At 69.7% G+C, this 14,838-nt stretch carries 16 protein-coding genes; 11 read left to right on the top strand and 5 right to left on the bottom strand.

Features of this window, described 5'->3' with window-relative positions:
- The coding region (locus tag ACWCSV_RS32580; RefSeq protein ID WP_451148499.1) for a beta-ketoacyl synthase N-terminal-like domain-containing protein at positions 1-521 on the bottom strand (521 nt) is incomplete at its 3' end.
- A 179-nt stretch (positions 522-700) separates the two neighbouring features.
- Between ACWCSV_RS32580 and ACWCSV_RS32575 the strand changes: the two genes are divergently transcribed.
- The 4 genes from ACWCSV_RS32575 to ACWCSV_RS32560 all read left to right on the top strand — a co-directional run bounded on the left by ACWCSV_RS32575 (position 701) and on the right by ACWCSV_RS32560 (position 5,768).
- Positions 701-1,696: a carbohydrate ABC transporter permease gene (locus ACWCSV_RS32575; RefSeq protein ID WP_451148497.1), complete on the top strand. Its 996-nt coding sequence runs from the start codon at positions 701-703 to the stop codon at positions 1,694-1,696.
- Between the two features lie 18 nt (positions 1,697-1,714).
- Positions 1,715-2,632: a carbohydrate ABC transporter permease gene (locus tag ACWCSV_RS32570; RefSeq protein ID WP_451148495.1), complete on the top strand. Its 918-nt coding sequence runs from the start codon at positions 1,715-1,717 to the stop codon at positions 2,630-2,632.
- 103 nt (positions 2,633-2,735) lie between these two features.
- Positions 2,736-4,187, top strand: coding sequence for a GH1 family beta-glucosidase (locus tag ACWCSV_RS32565; protein WP_451148493.1), 1,452 nt, complete (start codon positions 2,736-2,738; stop codon positions 4,185-4,187).
- Between the two features lie 549 nt (positions 4,188-4,736).
- Positions 4,737-5,768: a LacI family DNA-binding transcriptional regulator gene (locus ACWCSV_RS32560; RefSeq protein WP_451148491.1), complete on the top strand. Its 1,032-nt coding sequence runs from the start codon at positions 4,737-4,739 to the stop codon at positions 5,766-5,768.
- 130 nt (positions 5,769-5,898) lie between these two features.
- On the opposite strand, the gene ACWCSV_RS32555 is transcribed toward ACWCSV_RS32560, so the two are convergent.
- The 4 genes from ACWCSV_RS32555 to ACWCSV_RS32540 all read right to left on the bottom strand — a co-directional run bounded on the left by ACWCSV_RS32555 (position 5,899) and on the right by ACWCSV_RS32540 (position 8,852).
- Complete coding sequence (locus tag ACWCSV_RS32555; protein ID WP_451148489.1) at positions 5,899-6,465, bottom strand: adenylate kinase; 567 nt, start codon at positions 6,463-6,465, stop codon at positions 5,899-5,901.
- A 116-nt stretch (positions 6,466-6,581) separates the two neighbouring features.
- Entirely contained in the window at positions 6,582-6,968 is a 387-nt protein-coding gene (locus ACWCSV_RS32550; protein ID WP_451148487.1) for a VOC family protein, read from the bottom strand.
- 814 nt (positions 6,969-7,782) lie between these two features.
- Positions 7,783-8,196: an NUDIX hydrolase gene (locus tag ACWCSV_RS32545; RefSeq protein WP_451148485.1), complete on the bottom strand. Its 414-nt coding sequence runs from the start codon at positions 8,194-8,196 to the stop codon at positions 7,783-7,785.
- Complete coding sequence (locus ACWCSV_RS32540) at positions 8,193-8,852, bottom strand: NUDIX hydrolase (RefSeq protein ID WP_451148483.1); 660 nt, start codon at positions 8,850-8,852, stop codon at positions 8,193-8,195. The genes ACWCSV_RS32545 and ACWCSV_RS32540 overlap by 4 nt, the downstream gene beginning before the upstream one ends.
- Before the next feature lie 409 nt (positions 8,853-9,261).
- Between ACWCSV_RS32540 and ACWCSV_RS32535 the strand changes: the two genes are divergently transcribed.
- From ACWCSV_RS32535 to ACWCSV_RS32505, 7 genes are all read left to right on the top strand, one after another.
- Positions 9,262-9,771 carry a nucleoside-diphosphate kinase gene (locus ACWCSV_RS32535; RefSeq protein WP_451148481.1) on the top strand — a complete coding sequence of 170 codons (510 nt, stop codon included), beginning with the start codon at positions 9,262-9,264 and terminating at the stop codon, positions 9,769-9,771.
- 80 nt (positions 9,772-9,851) lie between these two features.
- A complete protein-coding gene (locus ACWCSV_RS32530) occupies positions 9,852-10,151 on the top strand; it encodes a hypothetical protein (protein WP_451148479.1) in 300 nt (99 codons plus the stop codon).
- Between the two features lie 157 nt (positions 10,152-10,308).
- Complete coding sequence (locus ACWCSV_RS32525) at positions 10,309-10,893, top strand: hypothetical protein (RefSeq protein ID WP_451148477.1); 585 nt, start codon at positions 10,309-10,311, stop codon at positions 10,891-10,893.
- Positions 10,894-10,932: 39 nt separating this feature from the next.
- Positions 10,933-11,697 (top strand): hypothetical protein, encoded by a 765-nt coding sequence (locus tag ACWCSV_RS32520; RefSeq protein ID WP_451148475.1) that lies wholly within the window; start codon positions 10,933-10,935, stop codon positions 11,695-11,697.
- Positions 11,698-11,699: 2 nt separating this feature from the next.
- The gene (locus tag ACWCSV_RS32515) at positions 11,700-13,085 is read left to right on the top strand and encodes a hypothetical protein (protein WP_451148473.1); all 1,386 of its coding nucleotides are present in this window, start codon (positions 11,700-11,702) and stop codon (positions 13,083-13,085) included.
- 61 nt (positions 13,086-13,146) lie between these two features.
- Entirely contained in the window at positions 13,147-13,884 is a 738-nt protein-coding gene (locus tag ACWCSV_RS32510; protein ID WP_451148471.1) for a class I SAM-dependent methyltransferase, read from the top strand.
- Positions 13,885-14,004: 120 nt separating this feature from the next.
- Positions 14,005-14,484, top strand: coding sequence for an ATP-binding protein (locus ACWCSV_RS32505; protein ID WP_451148469.1), 480 nt, complete (start codon positions 14,005-14,007; stop codon positions 14,482-14,484).
- The last annotated feature ends 354 nt before the right edge of the window (positions 14,485-14,838 follow it).

Genomic DNA, 14,838 nt, shown 5'->3' with positions numbered 1-14,838 from the left:
GAGCAGGCGGTGTCGATCGTGACGGCCGGCCCCTCCAGTCCGAGGGTGTAGGACACCCGCCCGGAGGCGACACTGCCGAGGTTGCCGTTGCCGAGCCGGGCCCGGGGCGAACGGCCGACAGCGAGGAACGGCCGGTACGCGCAACCACCGGCAGGCACGCAGCACCACCCGCACGCAGCACCACGGCACCACCCGCACACGGCACCACCGCACGCAGCACCACCGCGCACGGCACCACCCGCACACGGCACCACCCGCACCACCGCACGCGGTACCCAACGCACTACCCGCACTACCCGCACCACCCGCACGGACAGCCATCGGGCCTCCTTCCGGCCCGCCGCCGAGGCCGAGCCATCGGCCTCCCCGGCCCGCTGCGCAGGGGCGTCCTCGCAGCTGAACCACCGGCCTCCCCGGCTCGTGGGCGAAGGGTGAGAACCGGTTCCGCCGGCTCGCCGTCCCAGAGGCTCCGAGAGCCCGTCCGCGCGTACGCACCACCGGCCCTCCCCGGCCCGCACCATCCCGTTCGCCCCGCCGGCCGGCTCCGCACAGGCCGGCCCCGGTACGAACGGCTCCGCCCATCCAGCCCCACACGACCGGCACCGCTCGGCACCGCACCGGGACGCGCAGTCCCGCATCCGGGCCGGCCCGGTACCGATCGACGCGCCCGCCGGCGCACCCCAGGGAAGGACTCCCGCCCGTGGCAACCTCGACCCCCACCCGGGACGCCTACGTCCCGCCACCCCGTGGTTCCCGACAGCAACCGGCGAGCAGCCGGCAGACCTGGCGGAGCCGGCTGTGGCGGTTCGACGACAAGGCGTCCCCGTACGCGTACATAGCCCCGTTCTTCCTGGTCTTCGCGGCCTTCGGTCTCTACCCGCTCATCTACACCGGCTGGATCGCCCTCCACCGGGTCGAGATGACCGGCATGGACCAGATGGAATGGGTCGGCTTCGACAACTTCACGAAGATCTTCCAGGACTCCGAGTTCTGGACGGCCCTCAGCAACACGTTCGTGATCGGTGTCCTCTCCACCGTTCCGCAGCTGCTGGTGGCGCTGGGCCTGGCCCACCTGCTCAACTACAAGCTGCGGGCCAGCACCTTCTGGCGCACCATCATCCTCACGCCGTACGCGACGTCGGTCGCCACCGCGGCCCTCGTCTTCGCCCTGGTCTTCCGGACCGACGGCGGGCTCCTCAACTGGGTCCTGCACTTCGTCGGCTTCGGTGACACCAACTGGGGCAACGGGCACTGGACTTCGAAGATCGCCATCTCGGTCATCGTGATCTGGCGGTGGACCGGCTACAACGCGCTGATCTACCTCGCCGCGATGCAGGCCGTCCCGGGCGACCTCTACGAGGCGGCCTCGCTGGACGGCGCCAACCGCTGGCAGCAGTTCCTCAAGGTGACCATCCCCTCGCTGCGGCCGACGATCCTCTTCACGATCGTCATCTCCACCATCGGCTCCATGCAGCTGTTCGGTGAGCCGCTGCTGCTGGAAGGCGGCGCGATCGGCGCCATCGGTGGCACCGAGCACCAGTACGAGACGTTGAGCATCTACCTCTACAACTACGGCTGGAACCTGCAGCACCTCGGCCTGTCGGCCGCCGTGGCCTGGGTCATGCTCGCCATTCTGCTGGCCATCGCGTTGATCAACTGGATCATCAGCCGCTTCGTACGCCGTTCCGCGGCCTGACCGGGAGCGATACCTCTCATGACCATCACCAGCACCCCCGCCAAGGTCTCCGCCCCCGGGCGTCCGAAGCCGGACCGTCGCGCTCCCCGCAAGGTCCGCCTCGCCATGGGCGCGGGCGACACCCACAAGGCCGGGCCGTTCACCTACATCGCGCTGATCGTCATCGGCATCGGCTCGATCCTGCCGCTGTACTGGACGTTCGTCGCCGCCTCGCACACCCAGGACGAAGTCCTGGCCAGCACGCCGCCGTTCCTGCCGGGCGGCCGGCTCTGGCACAACCTTCAGGCCGCCTGGGAGAACGCCAACCTCGGCAAGGCCATCGTCAACACCCTCATCGTCTCGGCGTCCATCACCGCCGCGACGCTGTTCTTCTGCACCCTCGCCGGCTACGCCTTCGCCAAGATGCGCTTCAAGGGCCGCGGTTGGCTGATGACCGCGGTCATCGCCACCCTGACGATCCCGCCGCAGCTCAGCGTCGTACCGCTCTTCATGATGATGTCGGACATCGGCTGGGGCGGAAAGCTGGAGTCGGTGATCTTCCCGACCCTGGTGAGCGCGTTCGGTGTCTTCTTCATGCGGCAGTACCTGCTGGAGGCGCTTCCGTACGAGCTGATCGAGGCCGCCAAGATCGACGGCGCGAGCAACTTCCGCATCGTGCTCAGCGTGGTGCTTCCGGTGGCGCGCCCCGCGATGATGGTGCTCGGCATGCTCACCTTCGTCCAGGCGTGGAACGACTTCTTCTGGCCGTATCTCGCGCTGAACCAGGCGAACCCCACCATCCAGGTGGCTCTGGGCCAGCTGAGCGCCTCGTACACGCCGGACCAGTCCATCGTCATGGCAGGCGCCCTGATCAGTACGCTGCCCCTGCTGGTGGTGTTCGTGGTCTTCGGCAAGCAGATCGTCGGCGGCATCATGTCCGGCGCGGTCAAGGGCTGATACAACCGGCCCGCACCTCCGGGCGCCCGCGCGACGCCCCCACCGGTGCCCGCGCGGGCACCGGATCCCCCCTCTTCCTCTTCATCCATGGGAGCGCTCCCGCATGACAGCTGTACGCCCTGACCTCGCCCCCAAGCAGGCCGCCGACGCCCTCGTCTTCCCGCCCGGATTCGTCTGGGGCGCGGCCACGGCCGCCTACCAGGTCGAAGGCGCGGCCTCGGAGGACGGCCGCACGCCGTCCATCTGGGACACCTTCTCCCACACCCCGGGCAAGGTCCACAACGGCGACACCGGTGACATCGCCGGGGACCACTACCACCGCTACCGCAGCGACGTGGCGCTGATGAAGGAGCTGGGCCTCGGTGCCTACCGCTTCTCCATCTCCTGGTCCCGCGTTCAGCCCACCGGCCGCGGCCCGGCCGTCGAGCGCGGCCTCGACTTCTACCGCAAGCTCGTCGACGAGCTGCTCGAAGCGGGCATCCAGCCCGTCGCGACCCTGTACCACTGGGACCTCCCGCAGGAGCTGGAGGACGCCGGCGGCTGGCCCGAGCGCGCCACCGCCGAGCGGTTCGCCGACTACGCGGCGATCATGGCCGGCGCCCTCGGCGACCGCGTCGGCACGTGGACCACGCTCAACGAGCCCTGGTGCTCCGCCTACCTCGGTTACGCCTCGGGCGTCCACGCCCCCGGCCGTACCGACCCCGGCGCGTCCCTCCAGGCGGCCCACCACCTCAACCTCGCCCACGGACGGGCGATCGAGGCTCTGCGCGCTTCCATCCCCGCCAGTGCGCAGACCTCGGTCACCCTCAACCTCCACCAGGTGCGCCCGCTCAGCGACGCCCCCGGTGACGTCGACGCGGCCCGCCGCATCGACGCGGTCGGCAACCGGGTCTTCACCGGCCCGATGCTGCACGGCGCCTACCCCGAGGACCTGATCGCCGACACCAAGCACCTGGTCGACTGGTCGAAGCTGGTGCACGACGGCGACCTGGCGACGATCTCCCGCCCGATCGACGTCCTCGGCATCAACTACTACGCGCCGACCCTGGTCACCGACCCGTCGGGCGGCGGCGCGGAGAGCAACAGCCACGCGCACGGTGACAGCGCGCACTCGCCGTGGCCCGGCTCGGAGCACGTCGCCTTCCACAAGGCCGAGGGCAAGCCCGTCACGGCGATGGACTGGTCCGTCGACCCCGACGGCCTGCACGCCCTGCTGGTCGACACCGCCCGCGAGTTCCCCGACGTCGCCCTCATGGTCACCGAGAACGGCGCCGCCTTCGACGACTACGTCTCGCCCGAGGGCCGCGTCGAGGACCCGGAGCGCATCGCGTACCTGCACGGCCACATCGACGCGGTCCGCCGCGCGATCGCCGACGGCGCGGACGTCCGCGGCTACTTCCTCTGGTCGCTGATGGACAACTTCGAGTGGGCGTACGGCTATTCGAAGCGCTTCGGCATGGTCTACGTCGACTACGCCACGCAGACCCGCATCCCCAAGGCGAGTGCCCGCTGGTACTCCGACGTGATCCGCCGTCACGGCCTGCCGCAGGCCTGACACTTCCGCACCCGCGGCGTCGAGCCCGGGGGTGCCGGGGGAGTCCTGGCCGCCTGACCGGCCAGGACTCCCCCGGCACCTCCTCGGCGCAGACGGCCTCCCCGCCCACCCTGCGTCACGGGGGCGCTCCACACGCCCCCGGTACCGAGACCCGGCTGCTGATGCGGCCGGGTCTTCGTGCGTCCTGATCCCGACGAGAGACCCGGGGCCTCTCGTCGGGGTCCTGCCAACGAAGGACCTGGGGCCTCTCGTCGGGGTCTTGCCGGGCTCGCGTGCCCGGTTGCCGCACTTCGCGGCGTTGTCGTCGGTCGCCGACGCTCCGCGTCGACTCCCTCATCCGCCTTGCGACGCACAACACCCGGCCCCGCTCCCCGACCCGGCCTGATCCCAACGAAAGACCCGGGACCCGTCCCGTACGATTGGGAGCGCTCCCAAATTTGGTGCTCTTCGGCAGCCCCCGGGTCCGGAAACGTGTCAAGGGAATCTTTCGACAGGGCTTGGTTCGACATATTCGACTGTGAGAAGTTGACGGCGAAACGGGAGGCGGACATGGTGTCAGCACGCGTACGGGGTGGCGGGCGGCCGACGCTCGAAGAGGTCGCCGTCAGAGCGGGTGTGGGCCGCGGCACGGTCTCCCGCGTCATCAACGGATCGCCGCGCGTCAGCGACCAGACCCGCGAAGTGGTCGAGGCCGCCATCGCCGAACTGGGATACGTACCCAATCGCGCGGCTCGTGCCCTGGCCGGAAACCGCACCGACGCCATCGCGCTCGTGGTACCCGAACCCGAGGCCCGCTTCTTCGCCGAGCCGTACTTCTCCGACATAGTGCGCGGGGTGGGCGCCGCCCTCGCCGACACCGACATGCAGCTGCTCCTCACCCTCGCCGGCAACGACCGCGAGCGCCGCAGACTCGCCCAGTACCTCACCGCGCACCGCGTGGACGGCGTCCTGCTCGTCTCCGTGCACGCCGACGACCCGCTGCCCGAACTCCTGGAGCAGCTCGGCATGCCGTGCGTCATCAGCGGCCAGCGCGGCGCCGACGAGCCGCTCGCCTCGGTCGACTCCGACAACTTCCAGGGGGGCCGGAGCGCCGTCGCGCACCTCATCGCGCAGGGCCGCCGCACCATCGGCACCATCACCGGCCGGCTGGAGGTCTACGGCGCCCAGCGCCGCCTGGACGGCTACCGCAGGGCCCTCGCCGAAGCCGGCCTCGCCCCGGACGAACGCCTCATCGCCCTCGCCGACTTCACCGAGGAGGGCGGCGCCCGAGCGATGACCGAGCTGCTCGCCCGCCACCCCGACCTGGACGCCGTCTTCGCCGCCTCCGACGTGATGGCGGCAGGCGCCCGCCACGTACTGCGCGAGCACGGCCGCCGCATCCCGGACGACGTGGCCCTCGTCGGCTTCGACGACTCGGTGGTGGCCCGTCACATGGAGCCCGGCCTCACCAGCGTCCGCCAGCCGATAGAGGAGATGGGGCGCGCCATGACCGAGGTCCTCCTCCAGCAGATCACCGACCCCACCGACGAGCGCCGTCACCTGGTGCTCCCGACCGAACTGGTGGTCCGCGCCTCCTCGTAAGACCCCCGAACGGCTCCCTGGCCGTGGACGGGGACGTCGGACGGGGACGTCGGACGGGGCGGCGGTCCGGTGCGGCCACCGCCCGGTGAGGCGGCGGCGGGGCAGCCGTCGCGCGGGGGGAGCGCCCCACTCAGGCCGCGTCGGCCGCCACGTCGGACGGGCTGCCCGCGTCCTCGCGCGCGAGGCCACGCAGCCACCGCCGGGCCTCGCGGGGCGAGTCGAACCGCACCACCCGCAGCGGTGCCCCGCGCGGCGCCCCGGTCCGCCCGCTGATCTCCGTACGCCGCGCCGCGTGCCCGTGCCAGGACGACAGCACGGGGTGGTCCCGCGACAGCCACTCGACGGCCCGCTCCCGGTTCCCGCCGAAGATCCGGCGCCGCGTCACCGTCCGCAGCAGTGAGCGCCGCAACACCCTCGGCATGACCACCCGCCGGGGGTAGTCCAGCCACACCACCGTGTCGGCCCTCTCCCAGACGAGGTCGCGGACCTCCGGGTACCCGTACGAGTCGAAGATCCAGCGGTCCTCCTCGACGATCGCCGCCACCGCCCGCCCGAACTCCGCGCTCACCGCCCACCCGGGCCCGGAGAAGTGGAGCGCGTCCATCTCGTACCAGGGCACACCCAGCCGCGCCCCGAGGGCCCGCGCGAGGGTGGACTTGCCGGCACCGGTGATGCCGACGACCAGGATGCGTCGCATCGGGGCAGCGTAAGCCCGCAACGGGAGTTGGGGCGTGCCCCCCGGCCGCGTGCCGGTTCTCGTCCGGGCCGGGCCGGGCCGGGGCGGGGCGGGTCCGGTCCGTCCTGTCCGAGTCCTCAGGGACGGCTGCGCAACGGGTGGTCCGCCGGGACCTCGATCACCGCGATACGCAGCCCGTCCGGATCGGCGATCCACATCTCGATCAGCCCCCACGGCTCCTGGACGGGCGGCCGCAGGATCGGTACACCGCGTGCGCGGAGTTCCTCGTGGGCGGCGGCGACATCGGCGACCTGGAGCCAGAGCCGCAGGTCGGGGGAGGGCGGGGTGTCGCCCCGGCCGGAGACTTCGAGGAACCCGCCGCCCAGGAAGTAGACCGTGCCGCGCTCCGGCCCGCTACCGAAGTCGCGGTGGACCGCCAGGCCGAGGGCCTGGCCGTAGAAGGCGCGGGTGCGCTCGGGGTCGGTGGGACGCAACAGCGTCCTGCTGCTCAGTACGTGCACCATGCCCACCGACGTTACGCCGCCCCGGGGCCGGCCCGGGGCGCGACGGGGTTCAGCGTCCGGCGCGGGCCCTGAGGTTGTGCACCCAGCAGCCGTACGTGGCGTCGAGCGAGCCTGGAGCGCGGGGGCGGGTGGTGAGCGGGCGCCCGCAGCCACCCCTGGGCGCGACAAGGCCGAGGGTCGAAAATTGCGTCCGCGTCGGCGAGGGCTTCACTGAGCGGATGGACCAAGCAAAGACGGACGACAATGGTGACCTCTTGCCCGACGACATCGAAACTCGCATCGCCTGCGCTGCAATTACCCGTGCCCGCCACCGACTCGACATGGGCGGTTTGGGCTGGAGCAATCAGCATCCAACGTCAATCCCGGCGGGACGCATCGAGTACAGGACCTGGCAGGTAGCGACCAGGGTGGGGTGCTGTCGGGGAAGTGTCTGTCGAGGAACCCGCTGGTGGATGGCCTGTAGAAGTCCCATTGCGACCTCCGCTGTTCGACACGAATTTCAACCGCCCCCGGACACTCTCGCCTTCCGCCACATTGACGGACGCCCCTTCACCGACGAGGAACAGGTCCTCGTCGATGAAGCCACCCTCGAAGAACTCCAGGCCGCCGGTGTCCACGTGCATAACCGTCGTCGCTGCGGGCGCTCATTTCCTCCGCTCGAACAAGGACTGCGCGCACAGGCACCGCGCCCCATACAGAAACGGAGGCCGGTGGTCGGGGAGCCTTCCCGGCCACCGGCCGTGCTCCACCGTTCGGCCCGAGCCCCGACAACGACGATGCGCCCCCTGCACGTACTTCTGTGGCCCAAGGCCGCTCAGGAGGGCAGGGCCGCGTCGAGGTAGTCCTGCACCGGCTCGAAGAGGCCGTACGGCACGTACTGCGGGATCTCGCCATGGGCGACCCAAGCCAGTTCGGCCAGCTCCTCGGTATCCGCGACGTGGGCCGTGCCGTCCAGTACCTCGCATGCGGTGTACGACATCAGCCGGCCCGTCTTCGGGTGGACGCGCTCGCCGAGGAGCTTCACGGCCGCCACGATCAGCCCGGTTTCTTCCTGGGTCTCCCGTACAGCGGCGTCCTCGCGGGCCTCGCCGGGCTCGACCTCTCCAGCCGGGAACTGCCAGGACAGCTGTCCTTCGCTGACTCGGCGGCGCACCATCAGCACGCGGCCCTCGGTCACGACGATCGCGGCGGCAATGCCCGGGCGCTCGGCCGTGTTCTGGTTCGTCATGTCTGCTCCTCCAGGACGGCCAGGATGGGTGGGAAGATCGTATCGACGGGGATGAAGCGAGGCACCGCGTTTCTGGGGACCCACATGACGTCGATGTTCTCGGCCGCGTCGCTGTTCGTGGCCTCGCCGGCCAGGTACTCGCAGAGGAAGTACTCGCACAGCACGCCGGTCACGGGGTGAAGGCGGTTCCCGAGGTGCTGCCGGACCGCGCAGTGGACACCCGTCTCGTCCAAGGTCTCCCGCACAGTGGTGGTCTCCGCCTTGCCTCCCGGCTTGATGACGCCGGCCGGGAACTGCCACGTGATTCCAGCGGCGTCGTCGCCCCGCCGGCACACCAGGAGGACATCGCTGTCGCGGACGACCACCGCGATGGCTACCCGTAGCGCCTGCGCGCCTGGCGGTGTCGAGTCCGCTGGGGTCTGTTCCTTCGCCAGCAGGAGCGCGAAGCGCTGTCGAACAGTCTCCGGAGCCTGCTCGTGGGCCGTGTCGAGGAGTTGCTGCATCTCCCTGCGAGGCACGACAGACGCGTCGGAGTGCCAGGCGGCCACGGTCCTCACGGCGATACCCAGGCGCGCGGCGAACTGTTCGTTGCCGAGCCGCAGGGCGGACTGCAGCAGACAGGCGTAACGGCCATTCCAGCGCTCGATCACGTCCACAAAGCTGCCCCCTCGTCGCCGCTCCGGTGCAGGAACCTGCGCGCCGAAAGTGCACTCCCACTGCACTGGCGCTTCATGGTCGCGCTGCAGAAGCCCCGGAAGAATCGTAGACACCAGGGGCCAAGGAATCACGCTTCCGAAGGCTCAGGCCCTGGGAGGCTCATAAGAGGCGCTAAAGCGCCGGTCGACCACAAGGGGATTCTAAGTGCGCACTCCCGGCGGATAGCAGAGACAGGGAAGTTGGCCGAATCGGGCCTGATGTTCGGCTGGTCGTCGGTCCTCCCACCCACGTTCGCCCGGCCGGGGCATTTGCCCGGACGCCCGAACCGCTCTGTCAGCGCCGGTAATCTCAGCCGGTGACGGCTGATCGTCCGTCATGTGTGGTTGTTAGCAAGGCGAAAGGGAGTCAATGGCCGAGGTTCAGGCACACACTGTCGAGCGCACGCTCGTCCTGCTCAAGCCCGATGCGCTGGCGCGTGGCCTGGCAGGAAGGGTCATCACTCGATTCGAGGATGCCGCGCTGAAGATCGTCGGTACCAAGATGAAGTGGATGGACGAGGAGTTCACTCGCAAGCACTACTTCGACCTCGAGGAACGGCTGGGCTCGGAGGTCTACGGCTTCACGGCGACGTTCATGCAGCAGGGGCCGGTCATCGCCCTGGTGCTGGAGGGCTTCGACGCGATCGCCACCGTCCGCAAGATCGTCGGCAGCACGTACCCGAATCAGGCGCCGGCCGGCACGGTGCGGGGCGATTTCTCGCACTACAGCGCTGCGGCCAGCATCGCGTCGGGCAAGGCGGTCGCGAACCTCGTGCACGCCTCCGGCAACGCGGAGGAGGCCAAGCAGGAGGTGGAGCTGTGGTTCGACAAGGACGAGCTGCAGGACTACAAGACGCTGGCCGAGATCTACACGTACTAGCAGCGGGTCACGGCGTCACCGCAGGGACGCCGGGGCGTTGATCAGCACTGGGGCACGACTGTCTGATCCGAGAGGGCACCATGACCAACCAGACCCGCCTGGCCTCCACCGACGAGCTGGAGTCGATCTTCCAGCGTGAGTTGGCGACCGACCGGTGGGCCGCCACCGAGACCGCGTACGCCCTGGCAGTGCGCCACCGCGACCTGGGCGACTGGTCCGCGTCGCAGGAATGGGCCCAGCAGTGCCTGCGTCTGCTGGAGGGCTTCCCCAGCGAGACGGAGGAGCAGGTCGCCACCGGCCGTACGTCGGTGGGCGGCATCCAGCTGCCGACCTACCTGCACTCGGGCGTCGTCCAGGAGCGCTTCGGGGCCCTCGGCTGACACTGCAGATCCACAGGGGTGATGCGGCCGGCACCAGCGTCGGCCGCATCACCCCGCGTTCCACCACCGACCCCATAGCGATCGCCCGACCGGACAGGCCCCTCACGGCAGGGTCCGGCTGGCTTCGCCATGCCTGAAACAAGGAGGCACCAGCCCCGTGGCCGTCGAGATCGAGATGCGTGCCCGCTTCACCAAGGAAGCTCACGACCTGCTCGTCACCCGTCTGAAGGAGAACGGAGAGGACCTGGGCCCCGACGACAAGCACATCTACTTCTACGTGCTCCCCGACCAGCTCCTGAAGGTCACCGACAACACCGCCGCCGGCACCGCCAAGATCACCCTCAAGGGAAGCAGGATCGGGCAGGGCGCGGCCTTCGCGGAGACCGAGTTCGACATCGCCCCCGCCGATGTCCCTGCCGCGGTGAAGGTGTTCAACGCCCTCGGATTCGAGACCGCGATGCACGAGGCGTTCAACTTCCGCCACAACTTCCGCTTCGACGGGGTCGAGATCGCGGTCAAGTGGAGTGAGGCGTGGGGCTACCACGCCGAGTTCGAGGTGCTGCTGGAGAACGATGCCTCGGACGCGGCCCGCGTCGAGGCGGAGGCCAAGATCACGGACGTCGCCACGGCGCTCGGCGTGACCCTGATGACGGAGCAGGAGCTGGCCGCCTTCACCGCTGCCTTCGAGGCCGCCGAGAAGGACCGCAAGGAGCGCGAGCAGCAGGCCGCGCCGATCCGGTAGGGAACTGCACCGCGGAGACCACCAAGGGGGTGGGCACGAATGAGCACGACCCCGTTGACCGCAAGTCTGATCGACCTGGCTGCCCGAGGGCGGCTGCCGCTCCACCAGCACATGGACCAAGCCACCATCGCGTGGATCGGCGACAACAGGCCCGACCTCCCGCAGGCACCGCAGCCGGCCTTGCGTCCGCTGTCGCGGGAGTTCCTGCTTCGCGGCGCTCTGCCCACCCGGTGGTGGACCGACCCGCGCCTGTACACCTCGCTCCACGGCGTCCGACACGCCATGAGGACGGCGGCGCTGGCCGCCGTCCTCGCGGAGACGGGCGGCCTGGACGCCGCCGACACTGCCACGACGATCATTGCCGCCGCCGTCCACGACTGCCAGAGACGCAACGACAAGGACGATCGAGGACATGGCGACCGCGCTGCCATCTGGCTCGCGGCGAACGCCGACACCGTCTGGGCGCACTTCGGCCTCACCGCCACGCCGAAGCGGATCATCCAGGCGGCCACCGCCGTCCGGTTGCACGACGTCCCGTACGAGGCGTTCAGCACAGACGACCGGACTGACCACGCCCGCGCAGAGCGCATCACCGATGTGGTCAAGGCCGCCGACGCCCTGGACCGCTACCGCCTGCCGAAGCTGAACTGGTGGCCGGATGCGCGGTACGTTCGCGAGCCCGCCTTCGACCAGGCGCGCGGCCTCGCCTTCGACCTCGTCCTGATCTCCGAGCGGGCCTACCTCGCCGGAGCCAACGGCATTGAGGCCGTACGCTACGCACTCGCCGAGAAGGGCCTGGTCTGACCATGGACTTCGTCGACGCCTACCACCTGTGGGCCGATGCCCACGCCTTCTACGACTCCACCCTCATCCCCAGCCACTCCGACCCGCTCGCCACCCAGGCCGCGGACTGGGACCGGCGGCTCGCCGAGGAGACCCCGAACGGCCATCTGCTCCGGCAGAACGCCCTCTTCGACGCCCTCAGCGGGAACGGCAAGCTGCACCTGCTGCACGTCACCCATGCCCTGGAGGAGATCAGCCGGCAGGGGGTGCTCTACCCGTCGGGCGGCTGCCTCGTCGGAAGCATCTACTGCGCGCCGGTCACCGCGACCGACCAGGGGTTCCGCATGCACAACCTGGGCTCGTACGTCCTGACCAAGGAAGCGCCGGCCTTCCTGGACAAGCTCGGCGTCACCGACCGCGTCCCCACCCCGCTGATCTTCGAGATCGACACTCCGCCGCAGGCCTACCGTGGACTCGCTGGAGTGGACTATCTGCGGCTGGGCCTCATCCATCTGCAGATCTACAGCAACCTCGAATACCTGCTGAGCAAGAACGAGCGGCACCAGCTGCGCGAGACCGTCGTAGGCCGCGTCAAGAACTCGGCCTCCTTCCTCGCCACCGCGGCGACCGTTGCCTACCAGGGCACCCGCGTCGGCGCCGAGCCGTACCTCCGGCTGCTCGACGAGACGATCCCCCGCCTGCCGATCCTCGGATACCTGTACTTCGAGGCGGTCGCCGAATACCTGATGCTCCACTCGACCTCGCACCACACGCAGCGCCTCGCCGAGCTCGGCGAGCTGAACAACTGGCTGTACAAGGAGATGCTGTTCGCCTCCTTCCCTGCCATGGCCGGCAAGTTCGACCTGGCGAGGTTCCGGCCTCGACCGAAGCAGCTGGCCGCGCTCCTCCACAGGGTCGATCCGACCATCGACACTACGCACGCGAGCTCGTACCTGGTCGAGCGGATCAGTTACCTCGTCGCCGCCCGCCTCTTCGCGCCCGGCGACGCCCCCGAAGCCTGGCACCGCACGCGCTGGGCGTTCGACTCCCTCGCCACCCAGCTCGGCCCTCTGCTGGGCCACCTGATCCACCGGGAACTGCGCACCTTCGGCCGTTACCCCGACTTCTACTTCTACTTCGACCAGCACAAGGCGCTGCAAGCCTGGAACTACTGGAACCACATGGACATCGTCGCCCCGTTCAACGGCACGATGCCCAAAGGCGAGATCGGCATCAACCCGGCCTACCCCAACCTCGACTACCGCGTCTGGCGCGCCGAGCAGGACGACGCCGGCCACCTCCACCCGGCCGAGGAACTCTCGCTGACCATCGCCCCGCGCCTGGTGGACATCAAGTACACCCTCATGCGCAACAACCAGTGGACCGCCCCCGCGCCCAGCGCTGCCTGATCCACCGCCGCCGCCTGCGGCCCACCACACCCCGAGCAACCTCACACGTAGGAGACCCGTGATGAGTTCCTCCGGCATGCCCTCCGTCGACCTCCTCGGCGAGCAGATCGCCTCCGTCCTCGCCGACCCCGCCACCACCCACGGCCTCGCCCGTACCCTCCGGGCCGCCGCCAAGGAGATCGAACTCCACCGGTACCACCACTCCAGCCGTCGCGTCTGGCCCAACGGCCGGATCGACGACAAGCCCGCGAAGGTGCAGATCGGCGGCGGAGCCCACCGCATCGACGGCTTCTTCAATATCGACCTCGTCCCGCCGGCCGACCTGCTCTGGGACATCCGCGAGGGCGTACCGCTTCAGGACGACAGCGTCGAAGAGATCTTCTCCGAGCACTTCCTGGAGCACATCGACTACCCGCGTTCGGCCAAGCAGTACGTCCGCGAGGCCCACCGCATCCTCGCGCAGGGCGGCCGGATCATCACCGGCGTCCCCGACGCCGCCTTCGCTCTGAGCCACTACCCGCGGCCGCTGGACGCCTCCGACGAGACGATCGAACGCTGGTACGCCAAGCGCGACTGCCGCGGCGACATCAACACACGGCTCGACCTCGTCAACCTCGTCTTCCGCGACCAGGACGACGACCCCAGGTACACCCAGCACCTGTGGGCCTATGACCACGAGAAGCTCGTCCAGCTCCTTTCCGAGGCCGGCTTCACCACCGTCGAGCCCTGGACGTTCGACCCCACCATGGCCAACCCGAAGCGCCGCTGGGGCAGCGTCTACGTCGTCGCCACGAAGTAACCCCTCAAGCAGCCCGCGAGGCCGAGACGCCCCGCCCCTAGCCGTCCCGACCTCGCTGGCCTCCACCCACGCCACAGCGCCCCGCACCCGCCCGGCCACGCCGCCGAGGGAGCCATCCGCATGTACCAGGTTCCCCCGTCCATCAGCGAACTGACCCTCGCCGCGGCCCCCAACGCCGTCGCCTGGGCCCGCCGCCACACCGTCGACATCCTCCAGCGCTGGCGCTTCCCCGACGAGGGGATCGAAGTCGCCCGGCTCCTCGTCTCGGAACTGGCTACCAACGCGATCCAACACGCCCACCCCGCGAAGACGTATGAAGCGGTCGCCCATTTCGTCGACATGGGCACGATCGTGCTCATGCTCTGGCCCACCGACGGTGGCATCATCCTCGCGGTCAGCGACCCAGACCCGCGACCGCCGACACCTCGCACCAGTGACGCCAGCGCCACCGGGGGCCGCGGACTCGTCCTCGTCCAGACCATGGCCAACCGACTGTGGCATCGTGCAGCAATGGCAAAGCCCGAGCCCCGTGAGCCAGTGCACCCCGACCAGTCAGCCCTGGATCCTGCACGACTCCGTCCTCGCGATGGACTGGATTGAGGAGATCGTCCGCGAAGCCCGGCAGGAGCGCTTGGGTACCAGCCGGTGACAGACGACGACCTGGGCTCACCCCTGCCAGAGAGCAGCGGGACGCCACGACGGCTCCTGGCGGAGCAAGTTGTCGCGTACGACCGTCCTACGGCCGGTCGTACGCACTTGCCCCGCCCAGGAGGGTGGGGGACGTCCGGCTGGTTACCGAGCGAGGGCGCACGGGGACCAGCCGGACGACCGGCATCGCACCGCCGCCCGTAGCTCGACAGCCGTGCAACCAATCAGCAACTCGACACCGCCATTGACGAGCTGGCAGCGCTACACACCAACCTTCGCGGTGCGTCAGGTCGCCTCAAACGGACT

The sequence above is a fragment of the Streptomyces sp. NPDC001770 genome (assembly GCF_053596135.1).
The sequence above is the reverse complement of the archived record's forward strand: the minus strand, read 5'-3'. Positions and strand labels throughout refer to the sequence as shown.

What these genes read in the sequence shown, in the direction of transcription:
- ACWCSV_RS32570 (WP_451148495.1), top strand. Translation starts at nt 1,715, where the DNA reads ATGACCATCACCAGCACCCCCGCCAAGGTCTCCGCCCCCGGGCGTCCG.
- ACWCSV_RS32565 (WP_451148493.1), top strand. Translation starts at nt 2,736, where the DNA reads ATGACAGCTGTACGCCCTGACCTCGCCCCCAAGCAGGCCGCCGACGCC.
- ACWCSV_RS32560 (WP_451148491.1), top strand. Translation starts at nt 4,737, where the DNA reads ATGGTGTCAGCACGCGTACGGGGTGGCGGGCGGCCGACGCTCGAAGAG.
- ACWCSV_RS32555 (WP_451148489.1), bottom strand. Translation starts at nt 6,465, where the DNA reads ATGCGACGCATCCTGGTCGTCGGCATCACCGGTGCCGGCAAGTCCACC.
- ACWCSV_RS32550 (WP_451148487.1), bottom strand. Translation starts at nt 6,968, where the DNA reads ATGGTGCACGTACTGAGCAGCAGGACGCTGTTGCGTCCCACCGACCCC.
- ACWCSV_RS32545 (WP_451148485.1), bottom strand. Translation starts at nt 8,196, where the DNA reads ATGACGAACCAGAACACGGCCGAGCGCCCGGGCATTGCCGCCGCGATC.
- ACWCSV_RS32535 (WP_451148481.1), top strand. Translation starts at nt 9,262, where the DNA reads ATGGCCGAGGTTCAGGCACACACTGTCGAGCGCACGCTCGTCCTGCTC.
- ACWCSV_RS32530 (WP_451148479.1), top strand. Translation starts at nt 9,852, where the DNA reads ATGACCAACCAGACCCGCCTGGCCTCCACCGACGAGCTGGAGTCGATC.
- ACWCSV_RS32520 (WP_451148475.1), top strand. Translation starts at nt 10,933, where the DNA reads ATGAGCACGACCCCGTTGACCGCAAGTCTGATCGACCTGGCTGCCCGA.
- ACWCSV_RS32515 (WP_451148473.1), top strand. Translation starts at nt 11,700, where the DNA reads ATGGACTTCGTCGACGCCTACCACCTGTGGGCCGATGCCCACGCCTTC.
- ACWCSV_RS32510 (WP_451148471.1), top strand. Translation starts at nt 13,147, where the DNA reads ATGAGTTCCTCCGGCATGCCCTCCGTCGACCTCCTCGGCGAGCAGATC.
- ACWCSV_RS32505 (WP_451148469.1), top strand. Translation starts at nt 14,005, where the DNA reads ATGTACCAGGTTCCCCCGTCCATCAGCGAACTGACCCTCGCCGCGGCC.